15 protein-coding genes and 1 tRNA gene are annotated in these 15,898 nt (G+C 38.5%); 10 read left to right on the plus strand and 6 right to left on the minus strand.

The features are described 5' to 3' along the window. Positions 1 to 198 precede the first annotated feature (198 nt). The 5 genes from Aru01_RS04925 to Aru01_RS04945 all read right to left on the minus strand — a co-directional run bounded on the left by Aru01_RS04925 (position 199) and on the right by Aru01_RS04945 (position 5,637). Positions 199 to 1,275 carry a fimbrial protein gene (locus tag Aru01_RS04925; RefSeq protein ID WP_016657857.1) on the minus strand — a complete coding sequence of 359 codons (1,077 nt, stop codon included), beginning with the start codon at positions 1,273 to 1,275 and terminating at the stop codon, positions 199 to 201. Between the two features lies 1 nt (position 1,276). Beyond that, complete coding sequence (locus Aru01_RS04930) at positions 1,277 to 3,874, minus strand: fimbria/pilus outer membrane usher protein (RefSeq protein ID WP_016657856.1); 2,598 nt, start codon at positions 3,872 to 3,874, stop codon at positions 1,277 to 1,279. Between the two features lie 13 nt (positions 3,875 to 3,887). Further along, positions 3,888 to 4,586 carry a fimbrial biogenesis chaperone gene (locus Aru01_RS04935; protein ID WP_016657855.1) on the minus strand — a complete coding sequence of 233 codons (699 nt, stop codon included), beginning with the start codon at positions 4,584 to 4,586 and terminating at the stop codon, positions 3,888 to 3,890. Positions 4,587 to 4,606: 20 nt separating this feature from the next. Then, positions 4,607 to 5,134 carry a fimbrial protein gene (locus tag Aru01_RS04940; protein WP_016657854.1) on the minus strand — a complete coding sequence of 176 codons (528 nt, stop codon included), beginning with the start codon at positions 5,132 to 5,134 and terminating at the stop codon, positions 4,607 to 4,609. A gap of 427 nt (positions 5,135 to 5,561) precedes the next feature. Then, positions 5,562 to 5,637, minus strand: a tRNA-Gly gene (locus Aru01_RS04945). A gap of 238 nt (positions 5,638 to 5,875) precedes the next feature. Between Aru01_RS04945 and Aru01_RS04950 the strand changes: the two genes are divergently transcribed. The 5 genes from Aru01_RS04950 to Aru01_RS04970 all read left to right on the plus strand — a co-directional run bounded on the left by Aru01_RS04950 (position 5,876) and on the right by Aru01_RS04970 (position 8,786). Continuing rightward, positions 5,876 to 6,184: a BolA family protein gene (locus Aru01_RS04950; RefSeq protein ID WP_016657853.1), complete on the plus strand. Its 309-nt coding sequence runs from the start codon at positions 5,876 to 5,878 to the stop codon at positions 6,182 to 6,184. 13 nt (positions 6,185 to 6,197) lie between these two features. Next, the gene (locus Aru01_RS04955; RefSeq protein WP_016657852.1) at positions 6,198 to 6,587 is read left to right on the plus strand and encodes a SirB2 family protein; all 390 of its coding nucleotides are present in this window, start codon (positions 6,198 to 6,200) and stop codon (positions 6,585 to 6,587) included. 143 nt (positions 6,588 to 6,730) lie between these two features. Beyond that, positions 6,731 to 7,567, plus strand: coding sequence for a ParA family protein (locus Aru01_RS04960; RefSeq protein ID WP_016657851.1), 837 nt, complete (start codon positions 6,731 to 6,733; stop codon positions 7,565 to 7,567). 14 nt (positions 7,568 to 7,581) lie between these two features. Next, positions 7,582 to 7,965: a hypothetical protein gene (locus Aru01_RS04965; protein WP_016657850.1), complete on the plus strand. Its 384-nt coding sequence runs from the start codon at positions 7,582 to 7,584 to the stop codon at positions 7,963 to 7,965. A gap of 221 nt (positions 7,966 to 8,186) precedes the next feature. After that, positions 8,187 to 8,786 (plus strand): hypothetical protein, encoded by a 600-nt coding sequence (locus Aru01_RS04970; protein ID WP_016657849.1) that lies wholly within the window; start codon positions 8,187 to 8,189, stop codon positions 8,784 to 8,786. Here the strand turns inward: Aru01_RS04970 and Aru01_RS04975 are convergent. Next, positions 8,783 to 9,433, minus strand: a complete 651-nt coding sequence (locus tag Aru01_RS04975) for a DedA family protein (RefSeq protein WP_040331426.1) — start codon at positions 9,431 to 9,433, stop codon at positions 8,783 to 8,785. The two genes, Aru01_RS04970 and Aru01_RS04975, sit on opposite strands and share 4 nt — an antisense overlap. Positions 9,434 to 9,765: 332 nt before the next feature. Here Aru01_RS04975 and guaA point away from each other — a divergent pair, with 332 nt between their 5' ends. The 5 genes from guaA to Aru01_RS05000 all read left to right on the plus strand — a co-directional run bounded on the left by guaA (position 9,766) and on the right by Aru01_RS05000 (position 15,300). After that, positions 9,766 to 11,334, plus strand: a complete 1,569-nt coding sequence (guaA, locus tag Aru01_RS04980) for a glutamine-hydrolyzing GMP synthase (RefSeq protein WP_040331477.1) — start codon at positions 9,766 to 9,768, stop codon at positions 11,332 to 11,334. A 287-nt stretch (positions 11,335 to 11,621) separates the two neighbouring features. Next, a complete protein-coding gene (locus Aru01_RS04985) occupies positions 11,622 to 13,007 on the plus strand; it encodes a glutamine synthetase family protein (RefSeq protein WP_042111188.1) in 1,386 nt (461 codons plus the stop codon). Between the two features lie 175 nt (positions 13,008 to 13,182). After that, positions 13,183 to 14,130, plus strand: coding sequence for a pirin family protein (locus tag Aru01_RS04990; RefSeq protein WP_016657845.1), 948 nt, complete (start codon positions 13,183 to 13,185; stop codon positions 14,128 to 14,130). Beyond that, positions 14,127 to 14,756, plus strand: coding sequence for an alpha/beta fold hydrolase (locus tag Aru01_RS04995; RefSeq protein ID WP_016657844.1), 630 nt, complete (start codon positions 14,127 to 14,129; stop codon positions 14,754 to 14,756). The genes Aru01_RS04990 and Aru01_RS04995 overlap by 4 nt, the downstream gene beginning before the upstream one ends. 184 nt (positions 14,757 to 14,940) lie before the next feature. Next, positions 14,941 to 15,300, plus strand: a complete 360-nt coding sequence (locus tag Aru01_RS05000; RefSeq protein WP_016657843.1) for a YMGG-like glycine zipper-containing protein — start codon at positions 14,941 to 14,943, stop codon at positions 15,298 to 15,300. The last annotated feature ends 598 nt before the right edge of the window (positions 15,301 to 15,898 follow it).

Raw genomic sequence — 15,898 nt, forward strand, 5'->3', positions numbered from 1 at the left:
GTTATAGCTGCTGTAACAACTGAGCCATGTTTTAATGATAAAGCCTTGATCAAAAGATCAGGGCTTTTTTGTAATGAAAAAGGATCGTGAGTCGAATTCATTTAGTTTTTAAAAGCCAAATCTTGCCCATAGTCATATCAAGTACCCAACGATATACATAAGGTGCTGCATTAAAAATAACTGGCTTACTCAGCTGTATTACTTCAACCAGACCTCATAATTTAATGTTGAACTAAAAGCACCCGCTTGTGGTTTTTTTAAGAACAGTACGCCAGCTTCAAGGCGTTTGCTCACTATGTTGTTGCGTTGTATTCCAAAATCAATGGTCTTACCTAACTCGATAGGTGTAGTTTGATTCTCTTCATAGATACGAATCCCAACGTTATTTTTCATATTACTTTCAGAAGCAGTCAAGGTTGTATTATCAATCGCTTGATTTGAGGTAAATCGCCCTGCAAAACCTGATGAAGCGCAATCCTTACCTGCAATTTTGACGTCAAGGGTAAATGGGGTACGTCTTAAGACTTTGTTGATCTCTTGATAAGAATAGTATTTGCCTAAATCAACATTTTGAGTAGTGAACGTTGGAACACAATCTACGTAGTTGACTTGAACATTGGATAATTTTTCTTGGAAGTTACCATTACTGTTTCGACCGCCTGCACCATCGAGCTGAAAGGCTGTAAAGCTTTTGCTCGCGCTAGTGTAATTGCTGCCCGTACCACGCGATTTAATATAAAGAGAATAACTCACATTAATGGTTTTAGGCGTCGCACAGCGATTTGTTGCCAGTAAATTCTGCTTATTTATTTTTCGACAGTTTTCGATGGCTGTAGATCGATCAGCACTATCTAAAGCAGTTTGGCCTGTGGCGATTTTGGTCGAGTTATTTTCAATCGGATTTTCTCTGCCATTATATAAAATACCCACGACAAGGTTGGTACCTTTGAAGGCATTACTTAATGTGCTGGCATTATCATCAGGGTACAAATAGGCTTGTTCAGTTGCGTTGGTTTTATAGTCGTCGTAACAGGTAAATGTAGTGTTGTAAGTGGGTGATTGCCATAACATCGTGCCCGCAGCTTGGTTGGAGTTGGTGACGCGAATGGTACCAACATTGGTGGTATTTGAAGTATTCTGTGCTTTGTCGATATCAAAATTTGTGCTAGAGAGCCCACCTTGAAGGCAACGTAGCGCCCAGCTACTTTGTATTCCAACTAGACTTAAAGCCAAGAGTAAACAAGATTGTAGAAGTAAAAACTTTACTGCGGACATATTAATGTTCCTCTACAGCATGGCAGCTGCTATTGATTTCGTCGTAGCCCATTTCACGATTACTCAATTTGGGTAATGTAAATTGACATTGCTCAAATGATTCATCGCCCCATTTTGCAATCAATACTTGTTCAGATTGCACACCTGTTAAATAAGCCTGTCCGTCTAAACCGACGAGGCCGACACTTTTTTGCGTTTCAGGGTCCAAAATAGAAGCAGCGGTAGCAACAAATTTATCTTGATAGCTTAAGTTTGCTAATACACTATGACCTGTTTTTACATCAAATTTAACTTTAACAACCGCATTTTTGGTTGGTACAACATCGTTGGCGACTGGGCTATCAATATTCATATTCTGACCGAAATCTTCTGCTCGTAAAGCGACACGATTACGATTATAGGCACTACTGCTACTGATGACTGCGTAGCCAGAACGATCGACTTTAAGACCAGTTTGGTTTTCAAGACGAACACCCTGCGCACCCTTTGCTTCAACCAAGATTGGATTACCATACATCTGTTGACCGAAAACAACGCCATCGGAATGGATCAAAATACCCCCATCGATAGACGCTGATGCTTGTTGGTATTGGTCTGCATAGGTATAACCTAAAGATGAGTTGAATTTTGTACCACGATAGTTAGTATTCAACGCAATTTGATTGTTATTACCTTGTTCTTGGTGACTGACTTGAATTTGCGCACTTAGGTTTTTATCTTCAAGGAAGCTACCCGATAAAGCACTATTCATGTTCTCACCAAAGCGATCAGAATGCTGATAATTGGTATTGCTCATGAGATCATACTTTTTCAAGGCTGCAACACGATCTAAATTAAAAGTGAAATTTACACCGAAGATGTTTTCGTCATTGTGTAGCATCGACTTGCTATGCTGATAATACATACCATAACTAAAACGTCTAAAACTCTTGTTATAACCTACTTGCCAGTTTTCTTGATTAAACTCTGCTTGCCAAAAGTCAGTTTTGGCTAAAGTTAAATATAACTGTCCGTAGTCACCTAATTCCTGATTAATCGAAACGCTAAATTGATTACGTTTGTTGTAATAGGTTGGTGAGTAGAAATAACGACGACGTTGTTCTTCACTTAATTGCGCTTCATTATTGAGGTTGTCTGCTTGATAGTCATATTGATAAAGACCATCTTTGTATTGTGCACGTTCTTGCATTGCATCACTAAAGCTATAATAGTCTTTACTCGAATAACGATAACCCACTAAACGAAAGTTAGTTCCGATTGAGTTAAGTGATTTCGCATAAAGAAAGCGAACACTGACCCCATCTTTACTGTCTCCTTGAGCAGTTTTATTATTTGCATAGGTGAGATCAGTAGATAAGGCACCAAAACTACCCAGTGAAAATGCGAGTCCTGCTGCACCTGAATAGTAATCTTCTGCCGCGATGATTCCAGTATAAGGTGTCACAAAGTTATTAACACCATATGCATAGGTGAGCTGACCAAAATATGGATGATAATTTTGGTCGTTACCACTACGGTATTGTCCTGCAGTAAATTGGAACTTAGATTGCTGTGGGCGAACCATATTCGGTACAGAAGAGTACGGTTGAATGAACTTTCGAACGCGACCATCACTTTCAATCACACTAACTTCTAAGTCACCGCTATCATTTGCGGCATATAAATCACGAATAGTGAAATGACCAGCTGCAACATTGGTGCTATAGACGATATAACCATTTTGTCGAATTTCGACAGTAGCATTACTTTGAGCAGTACCATGAATGGTCGGTGCATAGTTTTGTAAACTGCTCGGGAGCTGCATGCTATCGCTACTGAGCTGGATCCCTCTAAAGTTAAAACTATCAAATACATCACTGTTGCTAAAACTGTCACCAATTTCTAAACGCGTTGGAAGTTTGGTCTGGAAATCACGCTCAAGTTTATTCGATACACTTTGCCAGTGACTATTTTGTCCTGAATATTGAGTAAAATTGGTGTTATTACGATAGCGCCAAGGACCAATATTAAAACCACCATTTAAAAACAATGAGTTATTGTAGCGATCACTCTCATTACGGTTTTGAAAATAACTGGTGTTGGCTGAGTAGTTTAAAATTACTGCGTGAATACCTTGGTCAAATTCAACAGGTGAAACGAAACCGCGTGGATTTTGTGATACGTTGACTTGGGGCAGGGTAATATTTAATTTTTGTTCGCCAATCTGTGGATTGACTTGGGCATTAGGAATGACACTGAGATCATAACAACCTTGAGCATTGATTTTTTTCTGTTCTGCTGAAGAAAATAAAATTTTGTATTCATCTATAAAAGCTTGGTCAAGACAAGGCTCAACTTGATTGTCTTGATTTTTTGAAAAATGAATAGGACGTTTACCAATATATTGATTATTAATAGAAACAGCGAACTCATATGTACCTGGTTCAATTGTATAACCATAGTTTAATGCATCAACAGCGACGAGATCAGTCTTATCTTTTAAAAAGTCAGTATTAAACGCAGTGTTCTCTGCATGAGAAACTGACAATGTATTGGCGATACAGATCGAGAGCACTGAATACTTCAGTACCGCTGTTAATAATAAGCGTGAAGAGTACATATTGAGTGATCAACTAATCCAATTGGACAGGAGGCATTTCAATATTTCCTCCATATTCATTAAGGTAGGTGTATGCAATGGTTTTAGTGTTTGCTGGTAAATTACTCAGTACGGTAATCGACTCATAGGGTGCAACCATATCCACTTGCATCTGGGTAATAGGCCCAGTTTGACTTCCTAGTCTTAAGTCACCGATTGTGATAAATAGCGGACTGTTATTTTCAAGCTTTAAACTATTACCTTGAACAGACCAGCGTACTTTCTTGATGGCATCTTCGAGTTGCACATTGACTTGTTTTGGACGATAAAACAGTTTTATTTTAGTGCGCACAGCCAGCTGTAAGATATTTTCTTCTTCTGGCTTTGGTGGAATCTCTTGAATATTGATCCAGAATTGGCTTTCACGATCAGTCGCTAAACCAGTACCTGAATAAATAAATCGTAATGTCGATTCTTTTTGTGGTTCGATTTTGACCAGAGGAGGAGTAACGACAAAGGGTACTTTCGTATCACCATTTGTCGTTTTGCCGGCTTCTAACCAACTTTGCACCATATAGGGTTTATCTGCATTGTTTTTGAGTGACAGTGTCGCAGCCTTTGCTGAAGCATCATAAATGACGCGACTCGCTTGTGCTTGAATGGCGGCATTGCTTTGAGACATAAAACATGTCGTGATCAGGAATACATTGGCAGCAATTGTTCTCAAATACATGATAAGTCCTTAATTAGTGCTTATTTCTGTTCAAGTGTGATACGAGCAGTAGCATCTGCTTTACCCGCTGTAACTGTGGCGGTCGTAGATTGATAGAAAGATTGCAAATTAAGTGTTCCATCTTTTTGGCCAGCAGCGACGATCACTTCCGCATTTGGATTACCCGTTGCGCCAGTATTGATGTTGACCAAGTTTGTCATTGAATTCATATTGGCAATCGCGATACCTACGCCAGTTGCTTCAGATGCTTTTAATAACTTTGGATTTGTTAGATCAGCATCACCTTCAAAATGAAGGTTATAGCTGCCTTCGATGCAGTCTGATACTTTTAGGACAAAAGGTTTAGGACTTGATTTGTCACCTACAGCCTGAAACGTAGAAGTTGGCCATTTACCTAAGTCAATTTGACCATTTTGTTTACCGTCAACGGTAATTTCACATGCAGCATTAATAATTTGACCAGTAAAGTTAACTTGTCCAGCAGCAGATGCTTGAGTAGACAGTGTAATCGCAGCTGCACTCGCTAGAACGGTAAGAGCTAATTTCATAAAAGCGCCTTAGTACATAAAAATCTTTGGGGGGAAAACTTGCATTAAATGTGATTCATTAAGACAAGTTATTGAAAATATGTGAAGTCATCACATTTTCTTGTATTATAGTGCGTTTTTTGGCTCATTTCGATCATTTTTGCTACATTTATATACATTTTTTAACAAACTGCATGAATTTCAATAGCTTATTTTTCAATATTTTTTGTAAACATATTAATTTTTTATATATAAATGGGGGCTGAAATGTATAACAACTTCAGTGGACACTCTAAAATAAGGTTGTAAAAATATGCCCAGTTAAATGGTTTTTAACGGGTTGTTGAGCGAATTGAGAGAGAGTGAGACGGGATTTATAACCGACCTTTAGGTCAAGCTGAAAATGAAAAAAACCTCAAGTATAAAACTTGAGGTTTTTTCTTAAATCTGGAGCGGGAAAGGAGACTCGAACTCCCGACCCCAACCTTGGCAAGGTTATGCTCTACCAACTGAGCTATTCCCGCATGCCGCGTATAATACAATATGTATGATATGGGTCAAGTTATTTTTTTAAAATATTGTTCCGATTGGATGTTTTGCATCCATATTTGGCTGTTTGAGTGGTTATTTAAACAAGATCTGGCATTAAAACAGAGAGCAGTTGTAGCTTAATCCTCTACATTGTTGGTGAAGTATTATCTAAATCAAGCGTTAACAGTTATACTCGAAAGCATTTATTTAGGTGCTTAGGATCGGTCTAACATGAGTCTCGAACAGCAATTGCAGCAGCAGTTACAGGGTTTGCAGCCAGAATATTTAGAAATCATTAATGAGTCGGCAGGACATGGTGGTTATTTCCCAGGTAAAGAATCCCATTTTAAAGTAATTATTGTCAGCAGCATTTTTGCTGGACTACGTTTGGTACAACGTCATCAGAAAGTCTATGCCGCTGCTACGGGATTAGTCGCACCAGGGCAAATTCATGCTTTAGCAATTCATGCCTATGAGCCAAGTGAATGGCAGGGTCAAGCTCCAGCAAGTCCACTTTGCGCACATGCACCGAAAGATTAACTAGGTAGGCACTATGGAAACGCAACTTTTAATTAAAATTGTTCATATGAGCAGTGTTGCTTTAGCAATGCTGATTTTTGTTTTACGTGCAACAACTCTTTTTGTGGGCACTGTAAATCAACAGCCGAATCCTAAAGGGCGTGTTGCTTTTGTTGCATTACAACACTTGAGTTATACCGTATTGGTACTTACTGGTGTGGTACTTTTAGTGATGAAAGATTTTCAAGTACAGCCTTGGTTCTATGCCAAAATTATCTTATTTTTAGTGTTATTGTCGACTCAAATTAAAGCCTATAAACGTGATGAATCGATTACGCTACAACAGCGTCACGCTGGTGTTGGGATTGGGGCACTGGTGTTTCTGGCAATTTTAGTTTTGGTGATGATTAAACCAACATTTTAAATTTTGCAATATTGTCATACAACAATCTGGGCTGAAAACGATGTTTGTCGTATATATAAGTGAATTCAGTCCAGATGCAAAACTCAAAGTGATTGTATGAGTTATCTTTGCTGTAGGGATGATCAAAAATAACGAGGGTATTTATGCGTACACGTGTTGTGTTTAATCAAAAAGGCGGTGTGGGGAAGTCGAGTATTGCAGTCAATTTGGCTGCAATAAGTGCTGAGCAAGGCTTTAAAACTTTATTGATTGATTTAGATCCACAAGCCAATTCAAGCCAATATCTTTTGGGTGATGATGCAACCTATAGTGCGGATAAACCTGCGCTGTCGCCAAATATCCAAGATTTTTTTAATGAAGTACTGGGTCAACAACAAAGTAAAGGCTTAATAGGCCAAGCGATTGGTTCATTATTAAAAGGTCGAAAACCAGAGTTTAGCGACTATATTCATCAGTCACCTTACCAAAATTTAGCAGTATTACCTTCGAGTCCAGATTTGACCAGTTTAGCTTCAGCACTTGAGGCTAAACATAAAATATATAAATTACGAGATGCGATTCAGTCATTAATAGGACAATACGATCGGATTTATATTGATACACCACCAGCATTTAATTTTTTTACCTTATCCGCTTTAATCGCCTCAGATGGTGTACTTATACCCTTTGATTGTGATGTCTTTTCAAAACGTGCACTGTATAGCTTAATTGAAAATGTCCTCGAGACTCAGGATGATCATAATGAGCATTTGGAAATAGAGGGCATTATTGTCAATCAGTATCAGTCGCAAGCAAAATTGCCACGTGAAGTGGTACAACAGCTTAAAGAAGAATCCTTACCCGTATTTGAAAATATGTTGCCCTCTTCAGTACTGATGAAAGAGTCACATCATAAAAATATGCCTTTAATTTATTTAGCTAAAGATCATAAGTTGACGCAGGCATTTAAATCATTGTTCAATGAAATTGAAAAAAAGTAATGGTCGAGTAAAGTATGAAAGCAATTAATCTAGCCCTAGTGGCCGGCGGTGTAGTGCTATTGAGTGCCTGTGCAACAACAGTTAAGCCAACTTATGTGTCGCCTACGCAATACCAATCTTTAACATGTGCGCAGTTGAGTGAGGAGTTTAACCGCATCCAAACTTATATCAATAACGGTGTACAACCAGCCAAGCGTACAGGTATGGGCGTGGGTTTAGGTGTTGGCGGTGGTTATGGACGTGGTGGTTGGGGTATCGGACCAACAATTTCAGTCAATATGGGGCAGTCCTCAAATACTAAGAATACTGAACTTTCACGTTTATATGGTCAACAAGATGCTCTTTCCCAAGCGGCACAATTTAAAAACTGTGCTTTTGTTCCGAAACGTAAAGCATAATTCGTGACTAAGTGGGGCAATAGGCGAAGTTTGTTGTTCCATTTTTATTTCTGAATTTGTTGCAATATGTATATTCTTAACTTACTAAAAAGCTAGCTATTTTCATATCTGATTTACATTAAAGAGCCACTTGGTTGTGGTTCAGACAAGGAAATACTCTTGTTTCATTGTCAGGCTCATGTTTAAGGTGTGCAACCTTTTCAAACAACGGAGGAGTCTGGGTGATTGAGAGTTGGTTCTTTATTTTTGCTGTAGTCATGGTGCTATTGGTTCCTGATTCTAGCAATGCAATATTGGCGAACTCTGCACATCAACATGGTATTTTAAAAACCTTAAAATTTTTACCCATTGGAATTTTGAGTTACTTTTACGGTATTAGTCTTTGGGCTTTGATTGTTCATTTGGGATTGCCAGTTTGGCCAGTATTACTGCATATTTTGCATGTGTGTAGTGGCTTGTATGTGATTTGCTTAGCTTGTCATTTATGGAAAATTTCGCAATTAGAAGAGCATCATTTAAAGTTCCTAGAATTAAAATCAAAACATATATTTTTGACAATTTTAAAGAATCCAAAAACTATTTTATTTTCGATTGGAATTTTTCCATTTAAAACTTGGGACTCTTTTGAAAATTACATCTGGGTCTTAATTGTATTTTGTGTTTGTTGGATTTTTTGCAGCTTATTTTGGATGTATTTTGGACGGAACTTATTGTCAGGAAAAATTAGAGGTATTAGCGCTAATCATTATTATAAAGGATCAGCGCTGTTATTAATGTTTGGTATGTTACCTGTGTTTTTTGGTTTTTTTAGTAAAAATTAATGTGTAGAGGATGTGTTTTTATTTTTTAAAAACTTATGGCGGACGAATTCAAAAACTGCCGGCAATATGCTGAAGATGATGATACCGAAAATAAGATAGGTGAAATTATCTTTAACAATCGGCATATTGCCAAACCAATAACCTAAAATAATAAATGAACTTACCCAACATAAACCACCAACCACATTGTAACTAATGAAGTATTTATAATTCATGCTACTTGCGCCAGCAACAAATGGGGCGAATGTACGTGCGAATGGAATAAAGCGTGCGAAGATAATAGTTTTTCCACCGTGACGCTCAAAAAATTGTTGTGTTTTTACGAGATGTTGTTTATTGATAAAACGTGAGTTTAACTCAAACACACGAGGACCAATATATTTGCCAATATGGTAGTTTAGGGTGTCACCGAGTACAGCCGCAATAAACAGTAAAATGATGAGGACCCAAGGGTCCATAACCCCAGTAGATGCAGCAAGTGCACCAGCGGCAAATAATAGGCTGTCACCAGGTAAAAAAGGCATAACGACTAGGCCAGTTTCAACGAAGACAATTAAAAATAAAATAGCGTAAATCCATGCGCCATAATTAACTATAAACTCGTATAAGTGTTGGTCAATGTGCAGGATAAAATCAATGAGTTCCATAAAAGCTGAGCCATATAGTCGGTTGTCCAAATCCTAGCAGTCTCCTTGGCTAATGTCAGTATGCATATTTAATAAATTATACAAAGTATTAAGCACCTGAATTGAACAAAGGGTTGAGTGAATTTATGCTAGAGCATCCTCTAGTTTATGAATGGAGTTATGTCTTAAACCTGTTGTAATTAAAGTAAAATTTATATGTTTTTATTCGTGATTTGGGCTTTTATTGACGGTTAAAAAAACTGTCTTGGATAAAGTGACCAAAGCATGTGCGCGACTCAAAGAAAAATGCTAGAATGCAGCGCTTATTTCGTTTGCCAATCATAGTGTTGACCATGACTACCCATACTCAAATCACTGAAGACCGTATTCTTATTTTAGATTTCGGTTCGCAATATAGTCAGCTTATTGCTCGCCGTGTACGTGAAGCAGGCGTGTATTCTGAAATGTATGCCTATGATCTTTCTGAAGAAGAGATCCGTGCATTTAATCCTAAAGGGATCATTTTATCTGGTGGCCCAGAAAGCGTTCATCAAGAAGGTAGCCCACGTGCACCGCAAGTTGTATTTGAATTGGGTGTTCCAGTACTCGGTATTTGCTATGGTTTACAAACCATGTGTGAACAGCTTGGTGGTAAAGTTGAAGCAGGTACTGTACATGAGTTTGGTTATGCCGAAGTTAATGTTCTCGTGCGTGATCAACTGCTTGGTGACTTAAATGATGGTCAAGATCAGTTAAAAGTGTGGATGAGTCATGGCGATAAAGTAGCCGCGATTCCTACAGGTTTCCAAGTTACAGCAAATACAGCGAGCTGCCCATTCGCAGCAGTTTCTGATGAAGCACGTCGTTTTTATGGTGTGCAATTCCATCCTGAAGTAACTCATACTGCCAAAGGCGCTGAGTTGCTTGCAAATTTTGTTCATAAAATTTGTGGTTGTGGTGGTCTATGGACACCAGAACACATTATTGAATTACGTATCGAACAATTACGCCAACAAATTGGCGATGAAAAAGTGCTTCTTGGTTTATCCGGTGGCGTAGATTCATCTGTGGTTGCTGCTTTATTGCATCGCGCTATTGGCGATCAATTGACTTGTGTGTTTGTAGACAATGGTTTGCTTCGTTTGAACGAAGGTGATCAAGTCATGGAAATGTTTGCGAAAAACATGGGGATCCGTGTAATTCGTGCTGATGCTGAAGATCGTTTCTTAAATGCATTGGCAGGTGTAACTGATCCTGAGCAAAAACGTAAAATCATTGGTCGTGAGTTTATTGAGGTCTTCGCTGAAGAAGCACGTAATCTTGATGGCGTGAAATTCTTGGCTCAAGGTACAATTTACCCTGACGTGATTGAATCTGCTGCAAGTAAACATGGTAAAGCTCATGTGATTAAGTCACACCATAATGTGGGTGGTTTACCCGAAGATTTAGCTTTTGAATTAGTTGAACCTTTACGTGATTTGTTTAAAGACGAAGTGCGTAAATTAGGGACGACGCTTGGTTTACCGCATAGCATGATTTATCGTCATCCATTCCCAGGCCCAGGTCTTGGTGTGCGTATTTTGGCAGAAGTGAAAAAAGAGTACGCAGATATCCTACGTATTGCTGATGACATCTTTATGCAAGAGTTACGTGCAAGTGGTTGGTATGACAAAACTGCACAAGCATTTGCGGTATTCCAACCGATTAAATCAGTTGGTGTAGTCGGTGATGGCCGTCGTTATGCATGGGTGATCGCACTTCGTGCTGTAGAAACTGTGGACTTCATGACTGCACGTTTTGCACATCTACCATATGATTTAGTTGATAAAATCTCTACACGTATCATGAATGAAATCAAAGACGTTTCACGTGTAGTTTATGACGTATCTTCTAAACCACCAGCAACAATTGAATGGGAGTAACATCGGGATTTCAAAAAGCAACGCTTTTTGCCGATGTTACGCCAAGAGCTATGCTCGCGGCAGAGAGGGATCCTCAAGGCAACGCTTTTTGCCGATGTTCTAAATTAAAAATCATTTAATTTTAATTGCTTATATTTCAAATACACATTGTCTAGACAATGTGTATTTTTTTTGGATATCTCGTGGAAAGGATTATCTGTAAGCTAAAAATTTATGCAATCTTTACGGTACAAATCGTGGTTGGCATCTTATGCTTTTAAGCATCTTTCTAACATTGTATGTTTGATATGAATAGCCATAATCATCAGTTTCGAGATCATATTCAAAGTCCGCAAATCAAATCTGTTGCTGATCAATTTAATTTAGAGGTTGAAAATTACCTACAGCGCTTTCCTGAAACAGATTGCGTTGATATCTTTTTACATGACTTAAATGGGCATTTGCGTGGTAAACGTATTGATGTTCATCAATTGGCTACCTTAGTGCAAGGCTGTTATTTTCCATTGTCTATTTATGCGATGAGCCTAGAAGGTCAAGTCGTCGATACATCAGGTTTGGAAACATTCATTGGCGAGCCGGATCAGCTTTGTATGCCAGTGCTAGGGAGTTTACAACCGAATGCGATTCATCCTGAGACTCATGCACAATTATTTTTAACGATGCAGGAACATGATGGTCAAGATTGTTTACTTGAGCCACGCAATTTATTAAAAAGAGTTTTACAGCAGTTAAATAGCAAACATTACTATCCTGTCATGACCGCTGAGCTTGAATTTTATTTGTTTAAGCAGAATCCAGATCAAGATCCATTACAAAAACATTCAGAAAACCAAAGCTTTGATGTGGATGCTTTAGATCATAATCAGCATATTTTGGAGTTAATTAAACAGCATGCTGCTTTACAAGGAATTGATATTATTTCTATTGTGGCAGAGTCTTCTACAGGGCAATACGAGTTAAATTTATTACATACAGATGATATTTTAAAGTTGGCTGATCAAATCATGTCGCTTAAAAGAATGATCCGGCAACTGGCTCAGCAACATCAGCTTCGTGCCTGCTTTATGGCTAAGCCAAATTTACATCAAGCAGGTAGTGGCTTGCACTTCCACATGAGTCTTCGTGATCAAGCACAAAGGAATATCTTCGCAACATCAGATATAAAGCAAGGGACATTTAGGCTTCATCAAGTTATTGCGGGCTTATTGGCACTCATGCCAGCTTCAATGGCAATACTCGCACCCAATATTAATTCCTTCCGACGTTTTAAAATGGGTAATCATGTACCTTTAGAGGTGAACTGGGGCAATAATAATCGTAACGTCGCAATCCGAATTCCTTGTTCAGATGTTGAAAATACACGAATTGAATATCGTGTTGCAGGTGCCGATGCCAACCCCTATTTGGCGATGTGTATCATATTGATCGGTACAGTTTATGGTTTAACTCATGAGTTAGATTTAATGCCAGAAAGTGAGGCAAATCAATCTTCTGATCAACCTGTATTTTTAGCCAATAATCAGTTGGAGGCTTTGGCATTATTTCAAAATAATTCCGTGTTACAGCAATATTTAGGTCATCCTTTTATGACACTATGGTCAACATGCAAGCAATTTGAGTACCAGTCAATTCATAATCAAATGACTGTCATGGAATTGCAATGGGGGATTTAAATGAAACATTGCCTAAATCATTTTCTAGGGATCATTGTCTGATTGTCCTATAAATAAAATTCTGTGTCTGTTGTTTAGGCTAGCCCATTGATGCTGCAAAAGTTAATATGAATACAATTTCAGCAGCATGCTTGTGTTGGTATCGACAACTCAGCAGCCACATGAGGACTAAAACATGAGTGATCATAATTTACAGCAAAAAACAGTCGCTCAATTTGAGCAAGATCTTATTACTTCGGGTATGCAACCTATTGCCCTGCGTAGCGCTGAAATTGGTCAAGGCACCAAGATCAAACGCGCATTACCGAGTCGTTTGAAACGTATGATTGGAGCATGGTGCTTTCTGGATCATGCAGGTCCAGCACATTTCCCAGCAGGTGAGGGTTTAGATGTAGGGCCACATCCACATATTGGCTTGCAAACTTTCACATGGATGATCAAAGGCAGCATGATGCATCGTGATAGTTTAGGCTATGCACAGTTGATTCAACCTAAGCAAGTCAATTTAATGACAGCAGGACAGGGGATTAGTCATACTGAGGTTGCACCAGCGACTGAAACAGAAATGCATTCGGTGCAGCTTTGGATTGCTTTGCCTGATGATAAAAAAGATATGCCACCGCAATTTGATCACTACCCAGATTTACCTGTAGTACAACAAGATCAAGTGGAATATACCGTATTGGTTGGTGAATTTCTTGATGCAAAATCACCAGTACAAGTACATAGCGAGTTAGTGGGTGTTGATTTAGTTGCGCAAGCTGCAACACAGGCAACTTTGCCACTTAACCCAAGTTTTGAATACGCGCTCTTGGTCTTAGAGGGTGAGGTCAGTGCGGGTGAACATCATTTAAGTAATGAACACATGTTGGTACTCAACACAGGTATGCAGCAACTTAACTTGAAAATGTCCGCGGATGCGCATGCAGTTTTAATTGGTGGTGTGCCTTTTGAATCACCTGTTTTGCTTTGGTGGAACTTTGTCGGACGAACTCAAGAAGAGATGGAGCAAGCACGTGAGCAATGGGTGAATCATGATGCCCGATTTGGTGTAGTTGCCGATTATGAAGGGGAGCGTCTAATCGCACCACCTTTACCTGATCGCATGAGAGCATCAAAGTGACTGATGAAATATCAGAAGCATACCAGTGGATTTTTCTACCTGGTGCCTCAGGGAGTAGATCATTTTGGCAGCCTGTAGCGAGCCAATTGACTGCTGATGTTGAGCAAGCAATATTGGCATATCCAGGCTTTGCTGGAGCGATGCCGCAAAGTGATGTCTATGATTTTGAAAGCTTGCAAGATTATGTGATTGGACATATTACACAGCCAAGTGTCATTGTTGCACAGTCAATGGGTGGGATTTTTGCGGTACAAGCAGCACTTGAGAAACCTGATTTGGTTCAAGCCTTAGTTTTGGTGGCAACATCTGGTGGTATCGATTTAAGCCCATACCATGTATTGGATTGGCGTGAATCCTATCAAGAGCAACTAGATCTTCCAGATTGGTTTGTTGTTAGTAAAAGTCAAACGATTGAACAAGCATTAACCACAATTACTTGTCCTGTTCTACTGCTTTGGGGGGATGATGACCCGATTAGTCCTGTTGCTATCGGACAATATTTACAGCAACAATTTCAACAGGCGGAGCTGCATATTATTGGCAAAGGGCAGCATGACCTCGCTCATGTTCATGCAGAACAGGTGGGTCGACTAATACAAGATTTTAAACAGCGTGTATTGGGATAAGCTGAATATCTTATTTTTTGTGATGTATGTGCAAATTAATAAAAATTTTTTGATTGATATCAAACGGATTATGAAGCGATAAAGAACAGAATTTAGTAGTTTGGTGCTTTAAGCACTAAAGCATTCGTCAAATAAACAGATATGGCGCATACTGCTCTTGATTCATACGGTAAGGAAATATTTCATGAAAAAATCTATGCTTCTCATCCCAGCTGCAGTTATTGCTGTAATGTCTTTGACTGGTTGCCAAAATATGTCTACAAGTGAGAAACGTACAGGTGGTGCTGCTTTAGGTGGTGCTGCGGGTGCTGCCGTAGGGAACAGTATTGGTGGAAAAACTGGAGCTGCTTTAGGCGCTGCAGGTGGTGCTGCTGTTGCAAGTAAAGCAAATAATGGTTCAAACCAAAATGCAGGTGCAAGTGCACTCGGTGCTGGTGTTGGTGCAGTGATTGGTAAAGAGTTGTTTGGTGGTAATTCTGGTGCTGCAATTGGTGGCGCTGCTGGTGCTGCTGCTGGATCTGCGATTCAACAACGTCATCGTTAAGACTCATCTAGATCGCATAAAAATATCTATTTTAAAAATAAGCGCATTTCAATTGCGCTTATTTTTTTGCTTATACAATTCATAGCCTTCATAAATTAAAAACAAATAAATATTTAAGTATGCATAGCCACATATGATGAATCGAGATTAAATGTTTATGAATAGGCAATGCTTTGCTTTTAAAAGGTCAAATTAATAAGAATTTTTTATTCTTATTATTATGTGATTTATCTCTCATTTTTTAATGTACTAATTTTTCTTCCTGAACTTCTTATGATGGTGTGAGTATCATATTTTGCAAATGCATACAGAAATTAAGCCTTTATACGAATCATTTTTTAAATGATGAATCATAAAAATTTATATGAATTAAAGGCTAAATGATTAATAAATATTATTATTCGATATGTTGTGTCATTGACATGTTGATTTTATTTTAAATTAAGTCATTGAATTTGATTTATTTTTTAAGATTTTAAGGTGTAAAATGCAATGGTTGTTGTACTCCATTTGACTATACTAATTTTTCTATTTTAATTAATCGTGTAAAAATTATGATACTAGGTATATTGGGGAATACTACAAATAAAGCGAATGG

The organism is Acinetobacter rudis (assembly GCF_000829675.1).
GTDB classification, from domain to species: Bacteria; Pseudomonadota; Gammaproteobacteria; order Pseudomonadales; family Moraxellaceae; genus Acinetobacter; species Acinetobacter rudis.